Raw genomic sequence first — 16,375 nt, forward strand, 5'->3', positions numbered from 1 at the left:
AATTTCTTGAGGATTTTATCGGGGCATTTCAGAGCATCATCATAAGATATTCTAACAGCTCACTTTGTCTTCAATACTTATTATTTTAGCATTTTCCGGATCTACCCGATAAATGACACTTGGGTTAAGATCTGAACTTAGGAATCTTATCCATCTGATCCCACTTCTTTTGAAGCTTTCGGGTGCATTTGGTTCAAATTCTTTTATGTTTGCAGGGGTTGCAAGCATACCATTAGTCAGGTAAATCAAAGTTCCTATATCCGCTGAAGAGGGTTTCAAAATTACTTTCGTCTTCCAGGCAGGGTCTGTCCCATTACAAATAGAATCTGGGTTCAGGTCATCTACACCAGACAAGCAATAGGCTCCTACTGCACCACTCCATTCTTTAGAATCAAACTGAACAACATCTGACCAATCAGAAATTCCATCTGGCTTACAATACTTTCTTATTCTTATGTATAGCTTAGTATTATCAGGAATTTTCCCATTCTTCATATCAATATTTTCAAATTGGGTATATGAAGTATCACTAAAGCCCACCTTTGAATAAATAATGTCTGTAAAACCAGGGTCTCTTGCGATCTGATATTCCAATGTTGCAAGATTGGTGGTATCATCAACCCAGTAGTTCATTACAATCTGGCCGTCATCCAGCACTTTTATATCATAGATCTTAGGAACATAACAAGTAGAAGATGTGTTGCATCTCCCAACGTTCAGGAAAAATTCTCTCTTAGTAACAATTCCACCTACAGCCAGTTTCACTTCCAATTCGTATGTACCCGGAGTTTGAATATCATTTTGGATATCATTAAGTTTTATTGTATCACCAGTTGCAAGCAATTGCTTTATATCATGGGTAGGTCCCGGCGGATTTAAATAAGTCACAGTCGCCTCTGTTAGTGGCAATGAAGATTCATATCCTATTTTGAATGAAACATCACATTTTGCTGCTGCCATTATATTATGTTTTTATTGTTAATATTATATTTTATTCAATATCTAAGGGGTGTTGAAATCATTCTAAAGAAAAAAACACCCCATGATATCAGATTAGGTTTAATCTCAATACACCGTTACGGTTGTTGTATCAATATTAAACGCATCACTATTAGCATCCTTAACCAGAAGCTGGAATTTATAGTTACCAGCAATTAAATCTTCAACGATCAGTTCTCCGTTAGCGGGGTCATTAATAAGCCTCACATTCGGGCCTTCCAGTTTGCTCCAGAAGTAGAGAAGTACCGGCGCTCCATCACCTGATCCTTTTAGTCCAAATCTCCCCAGTTTTAAAGAAAATCTCAGATCTTTCGCTCCGGCATCAGCTTTAATAATCGGCAGAGTGGCAGGACAGCAGTTTACACTACCTGATAAGTCTATCTTTTTGATCGCAACATACCAGTCTCTTATCGTAATGGTTTGGGTACACTCACCGTTACTCACCTTCACATTGATCGCCGGGGTATTTTTTGGATCTACATTCATCAATGTATAACTCATATTTCCATTAGCATCCGGCTGAGAAAGCGGGTTACCATCTACACTGTAAGTATAGTTTGTAAAGCCTGGCCCTGAAACGACAAAGTTTACTTTTGTTTCATTTGAATTACCAGCCGGATAATCAACAGATTTAACAGATATCCCAACCTTCGGTGTCATAATAACCCTAATACTGCAGTTGGTTTGTTTTCCGTTTACAGTAAAGGTAATTACCTGACCGTGTAATGCAGGATTCAACAGGTTCGGATTGAAGGAATATCCTCCGGCACCGGATATAACACTGGATTCAGCACCAGTACTAGCTGCTACAACTCCATTGCTGGGTACTACGTTAAATGGTATAGCCCCGGATTCAGAACAAATAGTATTCACCGGCAGACTTAATTGAACCGGAGCATCATACCAGTCTCTTATAGCCGTGTATTGAGAGCATCCTCCTCCAGTCACCTTCACTCCTATCACCGGAATATTTTTCGGATCCAGATTAGAATATTTATAACTTATCTTACCGTTTATAGGTTTTGGCGGAGTAAACTGTCCGGTACCCAGGAAATCCCATTCGTACATATATTCTGTAAAATATGGTCCGGAAACGTCAATGTTTATTGTTGTTTCTGTTGAACCGTTAGCTGGGTAATCAACAGTATAATTAATGTTAACTTTAGGCGGTGGAATAACTTTAATACGGCAGTTCGTTGGTTTATCGTTTACAGTAAATGTAATATATTGACCATATAAGGCAGAATTCACTGCATTTGGATTGAAGGAATAGCTGCCATTGCCGGACACAACACTGGCTTCAGCACCAGCACTTGCTTTCACAATCCCATCTGTAGGGAACAGGTCAATAAAAGGTATAGAATCAGATGCAGAACAAATAATATCTGTTGCTAAACTTAACCGAACCGGAGCGTCGTACCAGTCTCTTATGATAACGTCCTGAATACAGCCGCTGCCGTCCACTTTTACTCTTATTACCGGAATATTTTTAAGATCCAGATTGTAATACTTATAACTCACAAATCCATGAACATCAGGTTTTATAGGAACCCAAACATCATTACCAAGAAAATCCCAGCTGTAATCATAGTCTGCAAAATTGGTCCCGGAAACTTTAACGTTTACTATTGTTGCTGTTGAATCTCCTCCAGGATAAATGACAGGTTCAACGACTTCTATTTTTACATCCGGTTCTGAAATCACCTTAATGCTGCAATCTGTAGCTTTCCCATTGACAGTAAAGGTAATTTCCTGGCCATAGAACTGTTCTTCCACAGCCTTCGGATCAAAGACATATTGCCCATTGATGATTTTTACGCCGTTACCAACACTTGCTTTGATCACTCCATTCATAGGGGATACTGTAAAAGGTATAGGGTTAGATTCAGCACAGATAACAGAAGTTGGCAAACTCAATTTGATGATCGCTTTTGGAGTACAACAGATGTATGGAAGTGAAAAATCTGCAATAACTTTTGGATTTTTTATGGAATCATATACCATAATAAAAGTACCTTTTCTTTCAACACCTCTTTTATGTTCTAATCCTGAGTTCTTTTCTACGTATTCATTGAAATAAGCTTTTGTCAGATCTTTATTTCCTTTTAATTCTTCTAAAGACAAGAGCATAATATCAAATCCCAGCTGCTGCTTATCCTTGATTTCCTTTATCTGTTCAAAAGCAACCTGATAATCCATTCCCTGATGACCTTCAATATTATAAAACGAATAGTTATCTATATTGAGATTTAAAGGACTTACTTGTTCGGAGTTTCCTATTAACACCCAATCAGTATCAAATGTCAGATTATTGCCGGATGACCGATTGCTTGTTCTATCAAAATTCCATGTTTTTAAAAACTCTTCTGTAACATGATAGTAAAAAGGAACTGCCTTATTGCCCAGAGGATTTAATTTTTGCGAAGGAGTAATTTTAACCCGTTCTTTATTTTTAATAATAGTATCAGGATCAAAATTTCCCACTTGCTGATTAAAACGCTTGATTAGGGTTTTAACTTTTTGAGTTGCTTTTTCATCATCTAAAGCAGGAGAATTATAAAACTGATGTCTTGAAGAATCCAATTGGGTATCCGATATTAATTTTCCAAGCATAATATGTTTAGGAAAAGATGCAAAATCCGGGAAACATTTAGTAAATGCTTTAGGAAGTAATTCTACAATTTCAGAATAGGTATCCACCAAATCCTTTATCACATCGTAAGTATACTGAAAGCCTGTTTCCTGATTAACAACTCTGTCTATTGATGCTTTGAACACGTCATAGCCGGCACTTGAAACGCCTAGAATTTTGGCAATTGCTGCTGTTTTTTCAAAAACACTCTTCCCATAATCAGCTTTCTCTACCGCCTTGATATACACATTTTTTAAATCAGAGACATTCAGCCTGTTTTCTGAAACAAAACGCTCTAAAATAATCCGGTTTTGTTTTACAGGCTCCATGATATCCTCTATAAACAAAGGATGAGGCTGAAGATGGTCTTTTCTTTTGGGTTTAACCTCACCGGTTACAGGATCAGGCAGGGAAAAACCATCTTCCCCAAGAATATGAGTGATGCCACTTGCTGTAGTAACTAATACTTTAAGATTTCTAATCTGCTGTATTCCATGGTTATCACAATCAACACCTCTGCAAGGTTTCACTTCTTTTTCATAATCTTCCAAATACAGCAGTAAGTATTTGTCTTCTAAATTTGTAAGATTATTAACAGGCTGAAAATCAGACTTTGACTCCTGAGCTGTTGCCAGTTCCCATAGTTCAATCTGCTCAGTCCCTTCGTAAAATGCCGGATATTTTATCTTAAAATTATCATATGCTTTAAAATGGGTAAAGTTTTTATTTTCCAGATCAACCGTCTTCAGATCGCTCATGTACAAATCTTCACTCGTCTTGCTGGTATTACTCAGTGTTAGTAAATCTCCGTCGGTTGTAATGGCGGTTCCCTGGGAAAGCCCTATGCTGTCTAACAGTCTGTTTTTATAAACAAGTTTTGGTTTGAGACCACATACAACACCTACCCCCTGCAGCAATACTCTGGACAAACGGTCCTGATCTTCGAAGGAGTCCAGAAACTCATTGAACTGGTCAGGATCCTCCAGATACTGTCCTTTACTGAACTTTCGATATTGAACTGTTATATTACTTAATTGATTATTCATTATTGTTCATTTTTAATGATTTATTAAGGTCTTTTAATAAACTTCATAGACAGGTTGAATTGTCTATGAAGTTATTATCTGACTATTATTTTGTCACTCCTGTACAAGGGTTTATTTTTAGGAAATTCCCGTTTGGATATCCTTTATAAATAGGAACTGTAGCGTTTGCCAAGAAGATCTCTGTATAGGCTACATCCTGGTGACAACCAGTTGGTGGTCTATTACCTGGAGGCAATGCACATTCAAGGGAGAATTCTACAAAGCCATCCGATGTTTGTGATGCCATTTTTTTAGCTTCAGCCTGAGTAATGATAATCTCATTGTATCTACTAGCCGAAGTAGTATCACCGGTTGGGCGATTATGTCTATCCTGATTACCATTTGTATTACTTAAATGTACATTTCCAATAAAGCCAGGGTATGGATTGACCCCTCCTATTACAATATTATTTCCTTTTAAGTTGAAAGTAGCATCATTACAAACGTGACCTGTATCTATCTTGTCTCTATACTGAATTACCACTCTCATTCCACTTAAGCATGCGATAGTCGACTGACCTTTTAATTTCAACGGTGCTAATTTATATACTGTACTACAACCGTTGGCGTTGGTTACTGTAAGTATTGGATTGAACGTTTTTTCCTCTCCCGCAACAAGCTGGTATACATGCGTTTTTTTGTTGGCAGGAGCCTCATTATGCTGTATTGGAGTATTATCATCAAAATTCCAGGTAAATGTAAGACCTGTAAAGTCACCGGTAACATTAAATTCAACCGTAGCATCCGGATTGTTTGCGTTTTCGTCCATCGTAGGAGCATCATAGCTCACAGTACCTGTAGTAACAGATACGTTTGGCTGTGCATACACAATCATCTGTGCTTCCACTGGATCATCATTCACAGTAAACGTAATGGTTTGTCCAAAATAAGCTGCGTTAACTAATTCAGGATCGAATACGCTTTGACCTCCGGATTGTGTAACTGCAGGAATCTGAGCACCATTCACAAATGCTTTTACCTGTCCGTCTAGCGGAACAATCGTCATGGCAATCGGATCATCTTTCTGACACAGTTTGTTTTTCGGTAACGATAAGAATGCAGGATCCTTTTTAGAACAGCACAGGTAGGGCAATGAAAAGTCTGCAAGAACCTGGTTTTCAGTTTCCGAATTATAAATCAAAGCAAAAGTTCCACCCGGTTCTACACCGGCTACATGTTCCAGGCCTGATTTTCTTTCTAAAAATTCGCTTAAAAGCTCACTTACAACATCGTCTTTTTTAGGATCTTGTTTTACAACGGTAATTCCTTCGGATGATCCTTCTTTTGAGAATTCAGCCTGATTCAGCAATCTTAACTGTGCATCCAGCTTAGAGATGTTCAGCAAAGTATTCTGTGAATTGAAAGCCCTGTTGCTGACATCACTGGAAATGGATGTCAATTGCTTTCTCAATTCTTCTATGGATACTGTTTTTTCCCTGATTGGCGGCTCACCACCAGGTTTTTCACCTTTATTCAGAACGAGTGCAATGACATCAAAAGCTAATCCGTATTGTGTTTTAAGATCATTGATGTTTTGCAATGCTGTTTTATAAGGCATTCCAAGATGACCTTCAATTCTATAGAAGTCATTATTGTCAATGTTATAATTCAGTGGATTCTGAATAAAGTCTTCTCCTGCCAAATTGGCTGTGTGATAGCTTAAATTGTAAGCGGCCCTATCGGTTTTTGTTTTTTCAAAGTTCCATTGAGCCAATAGGGATTTATCTACATTATAATAATATGGAATTGCCTTATTACCCAATCTTACATTCAGATTTGAAGGAGTAATTTTAATGCGTCCGATATAGGATTGAAATCCATTAACTTTCTGCACAAAACGGTTGGCAAGCATTACCACTCTTTCATAATTCTCGTCATCACTGGTAGTAACCGGTGAATTATAGAAACCGTGGCGTAAAGGGGTATATCCTCCTAATTCCTGCTTTGCTCCAACATTTCCCAACATCAGGTGTTTAGGGAATGAAGCAATATCCGGGCAGCATTCAGCATTCAGATGCAGGATCAGACCTTTTATTTCATTATAGGTATCAATCAGATCCTTTAGTAAATCATATCGGTACTGATAATCTTCCAAGCCCGGAGAAGTGCCTGACAGTAAAGGATTCAATTTATCAAAGAGCGTCTGTCCTCCCAGATTCATGTTTACATTAAAAGTTCCTGCAATGGAAGTAAATCCGTCACTTAATTCTGCAACAGTACTGATGGCACCCTGAAATTTTGTTTTTAGCTGTGGTGCTGTTTTTACAAGTGTATCCAGAATAACTCTTTTGGCTTCTATGTTCGGTAAGCTGTCAAAAAGCTTTTCATAAAAATTATGTTGTTTATAGATCGTATCCTTTGCATCACCTTTCTCAATAAGCTCTGAAACGGATGCTGTATCTGCCAAAAGCACTTTAAGATTAGAAACCTGCTCAGCTCCGTTATTGTCACAATCAGCATCCTGACAAGGATTCTCATCATTGGAATAACTTTCTAAATACAGAATTACAACTTTATCGCTTAATGAACTACGAATGTCTATTACCGGCTTAAAATCTCCGGCATTAGCACCTCCGTCTACCAGCTTTGTATACTCTTGTGTTGTAAATAATTCTAAAAGAGGGATTTGCTGCCCTCCGATACGAAAATGTTCATATCCTACGACATCAACATAATTTCTGTAGTATCTGTAATTTTTAGCCTTGAAGTCAATGGTAGCTTCTGAATTTTTGCTTCCCGCCTGGCGCAGTGTTATTAAGTCTCCATCGGTAGTAACACCGGCTCCTTGTGTAATTGCAATCGTATCAAAGGGAATCTCAAGATCTCTATCTCCAGAGGATTTTTCTGCTAAAGCAGGTGAGATTTCAAGTTCCACATATTCTGATTGAAAACCGCACACAATTCCTACACCGCTCAGACGGGTTCTTGATAGTCTGTCCTGATCTTCAAAATAATCTATAAATTCGTTTAATTGCCCTTCTGTTAACGCCTGATTGTCGTTGAACTTTCTATATTGGGTTGTTACATTGTCTAATTTAGTATTCATTATTTTTCAATTTTTTTTGATAAGTTGGATTGTCCTAATATGATTTTTCCGTCCAGAATGTCACTATCATTGGCATCGCAGTCTAAAAGCCTTCCCGGTCGATAGATATTGTTCAAATGACTAAGAGCGGTCAATAAATCCGTAATGCTGTTTCCGAGATTCAGGATATTGTTTCTTGACTTATCTGAAAGATATTTTTTAAATGCTGTTTCAAATTCAGCCAAATCGTTCTGAGCAGTTTGTTTTTCACTCAAACGATCTCCCACCCAGCAGATTTTGGCTAAAATATGAGCCGGAATTTCCTGCCTGATAACGGTTTCTGCATAGCGTCTGAAATCAGGATCCTGAAAACGATACGCAAACCCGGGAAGGACAACACTTACCCTGTAAGAATAAGGATCAAACACATCTGTTTCGCAACCTTCTTCACAGGAAGACATAAAGGCTTCCGAATATTCTATAGGATCTGTTGTGGGATTTTCTTCTTCCAGGTCATACATGATTCTGAAAGTACCCCCAACAGACATACATCCAATACCTCCCATGAGCTTATAATCCTTGGTAGTGGGCTTTAATAATAAATGCTCAACAAGGAAAATACCTTCTTCTGTAAATTCGTATTTGAAATAGCTGATCGTCTCTTCAATTCCTTTTTTCAGGTCTTTCAATTCTGAGTAAGGATTGGTTTTTTTGTGGACAGCAATGACATTGTGCTGGTCATCCAGAATTTCAAAATAATAATTGCCTCCTAATGAAACACGGATTTTAATATTTCCAATTAAACAGTAATCCTTTTCACAATTTTTCAGTTTTTCCAATGTTTCTTCCGGCTTGCTCTCATCCAGTCTGGCTAATACATTTTCAAGATCTTCCTGATCAATCTGAATGGTTTGATAAATGGCTTCATTCAGGTTTTTGATTGCAATATGCTCAGTCGTGTAGCTGTTTACAGAGGATAAGACAATATTGTTGCCGGTATCTTTTATTTTCCAGGTATACGTTTTTTTACCGGCATTGTCTATTGTTTCAATGATGGATACCGGTGATTGGGATAAGTTTCTCTGGGTATAATCTTTAATTCCCAGTAAACGGGCAATTCTTTTCTGAACACCGGAAATATTACTGGTATTCCACAGATCAGAATCTCCGATCAGGGTATAATTATAACCTAATCCTCTGTCTTTACTTAATGATGAATACTCTTTTAAGAAGTTTTCTTTGTTCCTTAAGACAATTTCATCGGTAGATTTTCCATACAGTGATTTCATTAAGAAAGTATAGTCACTGAATGTTTCAGCAAAACGGGAGATCAGATGGTCCAACACTTCATTTCGGCGTTCCACACTGTTATCCAGCTCTTTATACAATGAGTCTGTAAGCTGATCATCATTTTCTGTATTATATTCAGAAACCAGTTCATCAAAACCTTTAATATTTTTAAGAGTCTGTGTAAAAAAGGTTCTTTTTAACTTCCCATTAATGCTTAATACTTCTTTTATTTTTTCAAGATGTTTGAAATATCCGGCAAGGATCTGATCAAAAAACAGCAAATACCCTTTCATTTGTTTGGCCAAAGCTTCTCTTTCCGGGGATTGATTTCCTATAATTCCTGATTCTCCTACTCCATAGGTATCCGGAAATTCATTCAGAATAGTAGCGTAGTTCGCAATATCATATGAAGTTCCCTGAGGTAATGTCAATTCTTTATTTTGCCTTGCATCATCTCTAAGCACTTCTTCTTCTCTTTTAAGAGTCTCCAGGTAATCCTGAACTTTTTTATCATCGATATTTAACGGAAGAGATCCTTTACTGTAGCTGAATGAGCTCAGCTCGCACAGTTCCGGTTTTCTGCCCTTTTCAATACAGATCAGCCAATCGTTATTTTGTTTGATGATGTTATCACAACCTGCAATAGAAACGTCGTGAATTTCTTTAACCCCTTCAATCTTCATGATCTCACTGATGATATCAGAAAGACGAACTTCTGTTCTTAATTGGCTGTTTTTAAGCTCTTCCGTATCAATAAAGCCGTTATCCAAAAGAGGTCCCTCAAAGATCTGATCTGTCGTAAGACCTTTATCAAGCATCTGTTTCAATGAATAAAAATGTACCTCCGGAGACAGATAATTATTGATGGCTCTGATTACTTTAGCGTGTACGAGTTCTTCATCTGCTTTGCTGACAAGTCCAATGCGGGCACATACGGCCACTTTCTGGATTTCAACTTCTTTAATTTCTGCCAGATCTTCACACAGACTTCTGTTAGCGTGGTAACTGTTTAATATTTTGATATTAACATTAGATTTTTCACATCCGATTCCATCTTTATCAATATCTTCAGCATAATCTACATAAAGGTCATATATTCCTTTTACATTAAAGCTTTGTGTCTTGTCTCCGATAGGCTTAAAGTCTAAATCTCCGGTTTTACAATCAACGTATAATTTTTCATTTTTAGGAACTAACCAGCAGTTACGGATCGGTCTTTTAAGACTTCCTGCCATGTTGATATCTATAAACAGCTTCCTGTAGTCCAGCTCGTTTAAAGGTCTTGACGGTAAAATTTCTGCAGCGTTTAAAAACTGAGTATGAATGTCTGTTTTTACATCATCAGATGCTAAGATATCTTCCATGTTCAGGTTCATCCTCATCCCAAGGTCCGTGATGGCATAGCTTAGAACTTCCAAAGTGGTGATCCCAGGATCATGAGAATTATAATCGGTCCAGAGTTTTCCTCCTAACTTTTCTATGTATTCAATCCCTGTTTTGCGTAGAAAATGAAAATCTGTCTGATCCCCGGTTTCTATATTTTTTGATATACTAATATGTTTATTTTCTGACATGATTATGTTTCTTCTTATTTATTATTAAATACATACCTGTTCTGTAATAGTGACATTGTGCTGCTTGGCAGATACCAGAATTGATTTTGGATCCACTTCGATTAAAGATTTCCTTTGCGGAATATTATTCACCAGTATTTTAATATCATCAATGTAGTCTACATAATACAGCTGCTCCAGATAGTTAACCAACTGATTAACATTCAACTCTACATTAAAATCAATATTTTCAGAGTCTGTAAAAGCCCAGGGCGATATGTATTTTTTAATATCTTCGTCCAGCTGTTTGATGTAGAATGTTTCGTCATACTGCTCAAAGAACTTGACCTTTGTTTCTACTTTTGCTTCTTTGTAATTGGGATTAATCACCTGAGCGGTCACATGCATTGTATTTAATTCATTTACATAATTTTGAATTTTATTCAAAGACGCTCTGCTTACTCTGGGCTGATAGACGTCAAAAGCATTTTTATTTTTAATATTCGGAACTACCATCAGGGTTACATGGCCCGGAGCCATATAGGACGTTTCGGAAGTATGATTTAAACATTTTACCTTAAAGACTTCCGGGAATTCCTGTAATACCAGATGTTCGTAATCCCATTGTGTGATAGCTCTGTGCTTGTGTCTTAACCGTTCACTCACACGTCTGTAAAACTCGGTATCTGCTTCTTTGTATTTCCCGTCAAACGAGTTATAAGGCTGGCTGACAGATTTTACCTGAGGAACTCTGGAGATCAGCTTGGCAATGGTTTTTGCTTCCAACCCATTATTGAGATGAGAAAGATCATTGTCCTGATTCTGGAATGTTGCTAAAACAGCCTGTGTATAGATTCCCTGAATTTTACATACTGCATCATAGCTTCTTTGTGATTTTGCCCTGATCCAGACTAATCCGTCGGTAAATCTTGTATGGCTTTTGTCAATATCTTTAGGCACTTTGAACTTGACAATCCCTGATTCCAGGAACTTTCTGGTATCATTCTGCAGCATATAATCCGACAAACTCATCCATGTATTGCCTGAAAGGATATGCCATTCTATAAATTCTTTTTCCAGGAAGGTATCCACTAAAGGATTTTCACTTCCTTCCAGCATTTGAATTAATAGTGAAACTGTGGTCTGAGGCATTGCTTCCAGGCCGATGTACAATTCGCCTCCATTTTGGTGCACCGGTACAATACTTTTGGTTTCAACTTCTTTTTCATATTGTCCGAATGCATCTTCATGATACAGCTGCACTTCGTTATTTTTTGAAGCTTCTCCTGCAGATTTTCTGTCTAAGTACGAATATGCATTTTCTTTTGCGCTGTAATTCAGCTCTATATCTTCAGCAAAAGGAATATACGGTTCGTTGGGAATAAGTTTTTTGAAAGTCGGGTTACTTGATAATGCCAATGTATACAGTTTAGGATACACATCCTGTAATGATGACTGATTAAGTGTTACCCTGATCGTCTCACTTGTTCCGGCCTTATTACTTGCATTATTTACAGAAAACCGGATTTTATAAGCATCTTTTTCTTTACTGAACACATCAATATCATTGGCCTTTTCGTACCAGATTTCCTTATCCAGCAATGCAACATCTGCCTTGAAATAACCATCAGAACCTACGATTGAGGAGTTTTTTAAGCCCTCAAAATCGCTTAGACTTATATTTTGATTAGGCTGAATAACATATCCGCTGTATAAATCTTTTATAGAGTCCGGAGCATTCTTCCAGTTGATCGTAATGTCTGCATTCTGCCATTTTTTGGAGAACATTTCAGGACATCTGATATAGAAATTAGATCCTTTAACAGGTTGTGCGGTGAAAGGATAGTAAGGCTTTTCTGAATTTAATGCCCCGTTGTCATTTTCTATCTGAATAGATTTTACTCCTTTTACATCAACTGCTATTTCTATATTTTTTATCAGTTTTTCTGAAAGAGCTTCATACATTTCGTAATATTCTTCTCCTTCAATCATCAGTCTTACAACAGGGAAACTGGTTTGAAATGTTTCTGCCAGCACTTCTTTATTGTATTTTACAACTGCCGGGAACTCTTTAGGTAATGTAATAGAAAGCTCTAATCTTTCTTCTTCGTTTTTAATACACGTCAAAACAGCACCTGACAACCATTCTTTCTCCCCGCTGCAAAGCACTTTGATATTATTTTTAATATCTGTTTTTGAAAGATTTTGTAATTTCTGGGTTGAATTTTTATTAAAATCAATCTTAAGGGTGATTGTACGTTCTCCTTCTTTTAAATCAAATAGCGAGGAGGCAATTGAAAAGCCAAGTTTAGCTTTTGGAAGCTCTTTATAAATAGATTTATTTGAATTGGTTTCATCGGAATTATATCCAAACGGCCACCAATAATTACCATCTTCCGGTAATTTATCTCCCAAACCGTCGGCAGAGTTAGCCACCGGAGCTATTTTCAGTTCTCTCTTTTCAGCATCATTTAAGAAACTTTTGATCTCCACTACTTTTGCCTGATTGGCAATAATTTCATCACCTGTTGTGTAAACTCGTTTTTTCCCGTTAACGTCTTTACCTCCATCCAGCAATGTACCGGCCGGAATTTTTTCCTGAATCGCTTTTTTGGCGAGTTCAAAGATCACATAGACTTTGTCTGATTTGGCATCATTTTTCTGAATCTGAAGAATTTCGTTATAATAGAAATCCAGGTGTCTTTTCGTCAGATTATTGAAGGCTTTTTTTGAGAAATCCAATAATTTTAAAAAGCAGACAAATAATGTCAGGTGAGGCGTAAGGCTGCTATCCTGTTCAAACTGGGACATAAGATCTGTAACCTGTTTTTTCATACTTTTATACTCAACGCTTTCTCTACGTGGGATCGCATTGGCATCATCACCCAGGAAGAAGTTTCCCCATTTTCCTTTTGGTGCTGTATGATCATCTTTGTGAAAATAGTTTACATGACTTGCAAAATTGTTGGCGAATAATAGCCAGTCAAACAAATCGAAATCGTGTAACTCAAGATTCCCAGGATCTAATTCTGCTAAAAAGCGCTGCATTTGTGATTTTCCTTCACGATAATGTGAAAATGTATCTGTTTTTTTCATTTGTTTATATTTATCTTTCTATGGTCAGATGCAATACTTATTGTAGTGTTTGGTAGTATTCAAAATGGCTACAGACATCCCGTAATTCATTATATTTCGGTAGCTTCTCCTTTGTAAAAAGGGAAAACCATATTGCTTCTTGTATTAGTATTTCTTACTTCGTAGTCAACCTGTATCAAAACTTCTCCCTGAAGCTCATCCTGGGTATCAATTTCAATACTTAGAATATTGATTCTGGGTTCATGATATAAAATAGCACGCTCCACGATTCCTTTCATTTGGGTAATCAGCGTTAAGTCCAGTGGTTTAAAGAGCATATCCTGCAGGTCACACCCGTAGTTGGGGAACATGACACGTTCACCGGGGCGCGTTGACAATAAAATCTTAAGACTGTTATTGATGTCTTCCACATCTGTGGTCATGGCCAGTTTTCCTTCAGTTTCGTTAAACTCAGGCGGAAAACTCCAGCCTGTTCCTAAAAAATCTGTATTTATTTTCATACGTTAATTTGTTATATTGAATGTTCACATCCTGCATCTGTGGCATAGAGTTTTGGTTATTCTAACCGTTTTGTTATTGATGTTTTACATTTTTAGTTTTAGTCAGGTTTTATTTATAGGGTAGCTTATGATTGTGTTAAAAGCTTCCTTCAATATCATCCGCCTATTAAAACAGTAGCTTCCCCTGCGGTTATCACTCCTCCATGAGCGGTAGAATCGCCCATTCTTGCGGCAGGTTTTCCACCGATTAAAACACTGGAAGAGCCTGATGCAATGGTGTCCGGTGGCCCGGTACATACTGCTTTATCTCCTTGTCTTGCTGCAGGCATTCCGCCGATAAGCACGGTGGGTTCTCCTGCCGGCATTATAGGGCCTCCTACATGGGGAACATTTCCTGTTACCATAGGACAGGTATGCATATCTGTAATTCTTGCTGCCGGTTTCATGATTAATTAATTTTTACCTGTGATCCTTTTACCACTGTTACTGCTCCTGATTTAAGCTCTGAGCCGGAACTGCCTTCTGCTTTGAATTGAGCACTTGCTTTTACATTGATATTGGTTCCTTCCATATTAATGTCTCCTTTTGCTTTGATCTTAATGTCTTTTCCGCTTTCCATACTGATACCGTCTTTATTCAGGGTAAGAGTATTACAATGCTCATCCTTTATTGTAATGACATCGGCATCTTCGTCTACAATCACTTTTTTCCCTTTTGGTGTTTCCAGTGTGTACGAAATTTTGTCGTCATTAAAAATCATTTTCATTTCGCTTCGGGTAACAAATCCTTTTTCGTGATTATCATCTGAAGCTACAAGAGGAGCTGGTTTTGCACTGCTGTTCAGCATTCCAAGCACAACAGCATCGTTAGGATCATCATTAATAAATCCGATGATCACCTCATCTCCGATTTCGGGTCTGAAGAATGATCCTCTGTTTTCTCCGGCATCAAGGGTGGCAATACGTGCCCAGATTCCTTCTTCCTCACTGTTAATGATAGGAATCTGTACCAGAATTCTGTCTTCTCCGTCCGGATCAGATTCCAGTTGTGATACTACCCCTACATGCAATCCGCTTATGGCAGGCATAATTCCTGCGCCTGGCTTTTCACTTACATCATAGGTTTCTGAGAACCATGTTGGAGAAAGTCCGAATTGAGCGTCCACCAGCCAATTTCCTTCGGCAATTTCATGACGGACACCGGTTACGTATATTTTCCCGTTGAATCGGTTTCCTACTCCTTGCAGTGTTAACGAAACTCCTGGTTTGGCATCTGGAATTCCCTGAAATCGTACTCTTCCTCTTGTTTTGGCTAATTGCTGGAAAGTTGCTTTGGCATCACTCCATTCCTGAAGCTCACTTTGAGTAAGATTTCCACCATGCTTCAACTGCAGATCTTCAATTCCGAAGACATCTGCCAAATCACCTGATGAAAGGTTTCCATTGAGCTTAATCGCCGGATCCTTAGCTTCCACTTCTGTTAGTTCCTGATCAGTATAGCTCCATGTTCTGGCAGTAATTTTACTGAATTGGTCTCTGGCATCAATCTCTCCGTCAAATTCATGTACAGATGATCCGTAAACCACTGTTTCTACAGCTTCACCACTAAAATCAGGTTTAGTAATTTTAATAGTTCCATCTTCAACGAAACAAAGTTTACCGTTTGCCTGCGCTCTGGTTAGCATAAAATCCCAATCCGAAGCCTGATACTGTACCAATTCCTTATGTGAATTTGAAGTTGCTTCTACATCGGCAGTAAGCCCGTTATTACTGATGAGTTCCTCCATGACATCACTGTCTGTGCTTTCGTAGAAGTATTTACTTTTTCTTCCTAAGGTCATTTTTACTGCCTTATCTCTGCATTCTATGATGAGGTAAGAAGAACCGTTTCTGATTTTTATGTTGTGCTTTACCACAACTCCTTTAAAAATGGTTTCCTCTTCGGAATGGTATCCGGCGGTAATCTCAATTTCTTTTCCGGGAATTAACAGATCTTCATTACTGAGCTTGAAATCCTGCTCCGGTACACTTCCGTCTAAAATAACAATGCGGGCATAAGGAATTCTGTTGACTTCTTTTTCCACGATAATGCTTTTCACCCCGTATTTCCCCGGCAGTTCTGTTCCTCCAGACATGACCTTATGGGTGACTAAATCTGGATTTTTTGCTGTTTGTATGTATCCGCTGTTATTCATA

At 37.9% G+C, this 16,375-nt stretch carries 8 protein-coding genes; all 8 read right to left on the reverse strand.

Going from position 1 to position 16,375, the window contains the following annotated elements:
* Positions 1 to 51 precede the first annotated feature (51 nt).
* Positions 52 to 960: a hypothetical protein gene (locus FN817_RS12725; RefSeq protein WP_142718267.1), complete on the reverse strand. Its 909-nt coding sequence runs from the start codon at positions 958 to 960 to the stop codon at positions 52 to 54.
* A 105-nt stretch (positions 961 to 1,065) separates the two neighbouring features.
* Positions 1,066 to 4,677: a PKD domain-containing protein gene (locus FN817_RS12730; RefSeq protein WP_142718268.1), complete on the reverse strand. Its 3,612-nt coding sequence runs from the start codon at positions 4,675 to 4,677 to the stop codon at positions 1,066 to 1,068.
* Positions 4,678 to 4,762: 85 nt separating this feature from the next.
* Positions 4,763 to 7,762: a PKD domain-containing protein gene (locus FN817_RS12735; RefSeq protein ID WP_142718269.1), complete on the reverse strand. Its 3,000-nt coding sequence runs from the start codon at positions 7,760 to 7,762 to the stop codon at positions 4,763 to 4,765.
* On the reverse strand, positions 7,762 to 10,605 hold the full coding sequence (locus FN817_RS12740) for a hypothetical protein (protein WP_142718270.1): 2,844 nt from the start codon (positions 10,603 to 10,605) through the stop codon (positions 7,762 to 7,764). Before FN817_RS12740 ends, FN817_RS12735 begins: the two co-directional genes overlap by 1 nt.
* A 24-nt stretch (positions 10,606 to 10,629) precedes the next feature.
* Positions 10,630 to 13,680, reverse strand: a complete 3,051-nt coding sequence (locus tag FN817_RS12745) for a baseplate J/gp47 family protein (protein WP_142718271.1) — start codon at positions 13,678 to 13,680, stop codon at positions 10,630 to 10,632.
* An 89-nt stretch (positions 13,681 to 13,769) separates the two neighbouring features.
* Positions 13,770 to 14,180 carry a GPW/gp25 family protein gene (locus tag FN817_RS12750; protein WP_142718272.1) on the reverse strand — a complete coding sequence of 137 codons (411 nt, stop codon included), beginning with the start codon at positions 14,178 to 14,180 and terminating at the stop codon, positions 13,770 to 13,772.
* A gap of 155 nt (positions 14,181 to 14,335) precedes the next feature.
* The gene (locus tag FN817_RS12755) at positions 14,336 to 14,626 is read right to left on the reverse strand and encodes a PAAR domain-containing protein (protein WP_047421512.1); all 291 of its coding nucleotides are present in this window, start codon (positions 14,624 to 14,626) and stop codon (positions 14,336 to 14,338) included.
* A gap of 2 nt (positions 14,627 to 14,628) precedes the next feature.
* Positions 14,629 to 16,374, reverse strand: coding sequence for a type VI secretion system tip protein VgrG (gene vgrG / locus FN817_RS12760; protein WP_142718274.1), 1,746 nt, complete (start codon positions 16,372 to 16,374; stop codon positions 14,629 to 14,631).
* Between the last annotated feature and the right edge of the window lies 1 nt (position 16,375).

Origin of the sequence: Chryseobacterium rhizoplanae (assembly GCF_900182655.1) — a bacterium.
Classification (GTDB): Bacteria; Bacteroidota; Bacteroidia; order Flavobacteriales; family Weeksellaceae; genus Chryseobacterium; species Chryseobacterium rhizoplanae.

Excerpts from the sequence above, each read along its gene's own strand:
- FN817_RS12725 (WP_142718267.1), bottom strand. The coding sequence starts at position 960 with ATGGCAGCAGCAAAATGTGATGTTTCATTCAAAATAGGATATGAATCT.
- FN817_RS12730 (WP_142718268.1), bottom strand. The coding sequence starts at position 4,677 with ATGAATAATCAATTAAGTAATATAACAGTTCAATATCGAAAGTTCAGT.
- FN817_RS12735 (WP_142718269.1), bottom strand. The coding sequence starts at position 7,762 with ATGAATACTAAATTAGACAATGTAACAACCCAATATAGAAAGTTCAAC.
- FN817_RS12740 (WP_142718270.1), bottom strand. The coding sequence starts at position 10,605 with ATGTCAGAAAATAAACATATTAGTATATCAAAAAATATAGAAACCGGG.
- FN817_RS12745 (WP_142718271.1), bottom strand. The coding sequence starts at position 13,680 with ATGAAAAAAACAGATACATTTTCACATTATCGTGAAGGAAAATCACAA.
- FN817_RS12750 (WP_142718272.1), bottom strand. The coding sequence starts at position 14,180 with ATGAAAATAAATACAGATTTTTTAGGAACAGGCTGGAGTTTTCCGCCT.
- FN817_RS12755 (WP_047421512.1), bottom strand. The coding sequence starts at position 14,626 with ATGAAACCGGCAGCAAGAATTACAGATATGCATACCTGTCCTATGGTA.
- vgrG (WP_142718274.1), bottom strand. The coding sequence starts at position 16,374 with ATGAATAACAGCGGATACATACAAACAGCAAAAAATCCAGATTTAGTC.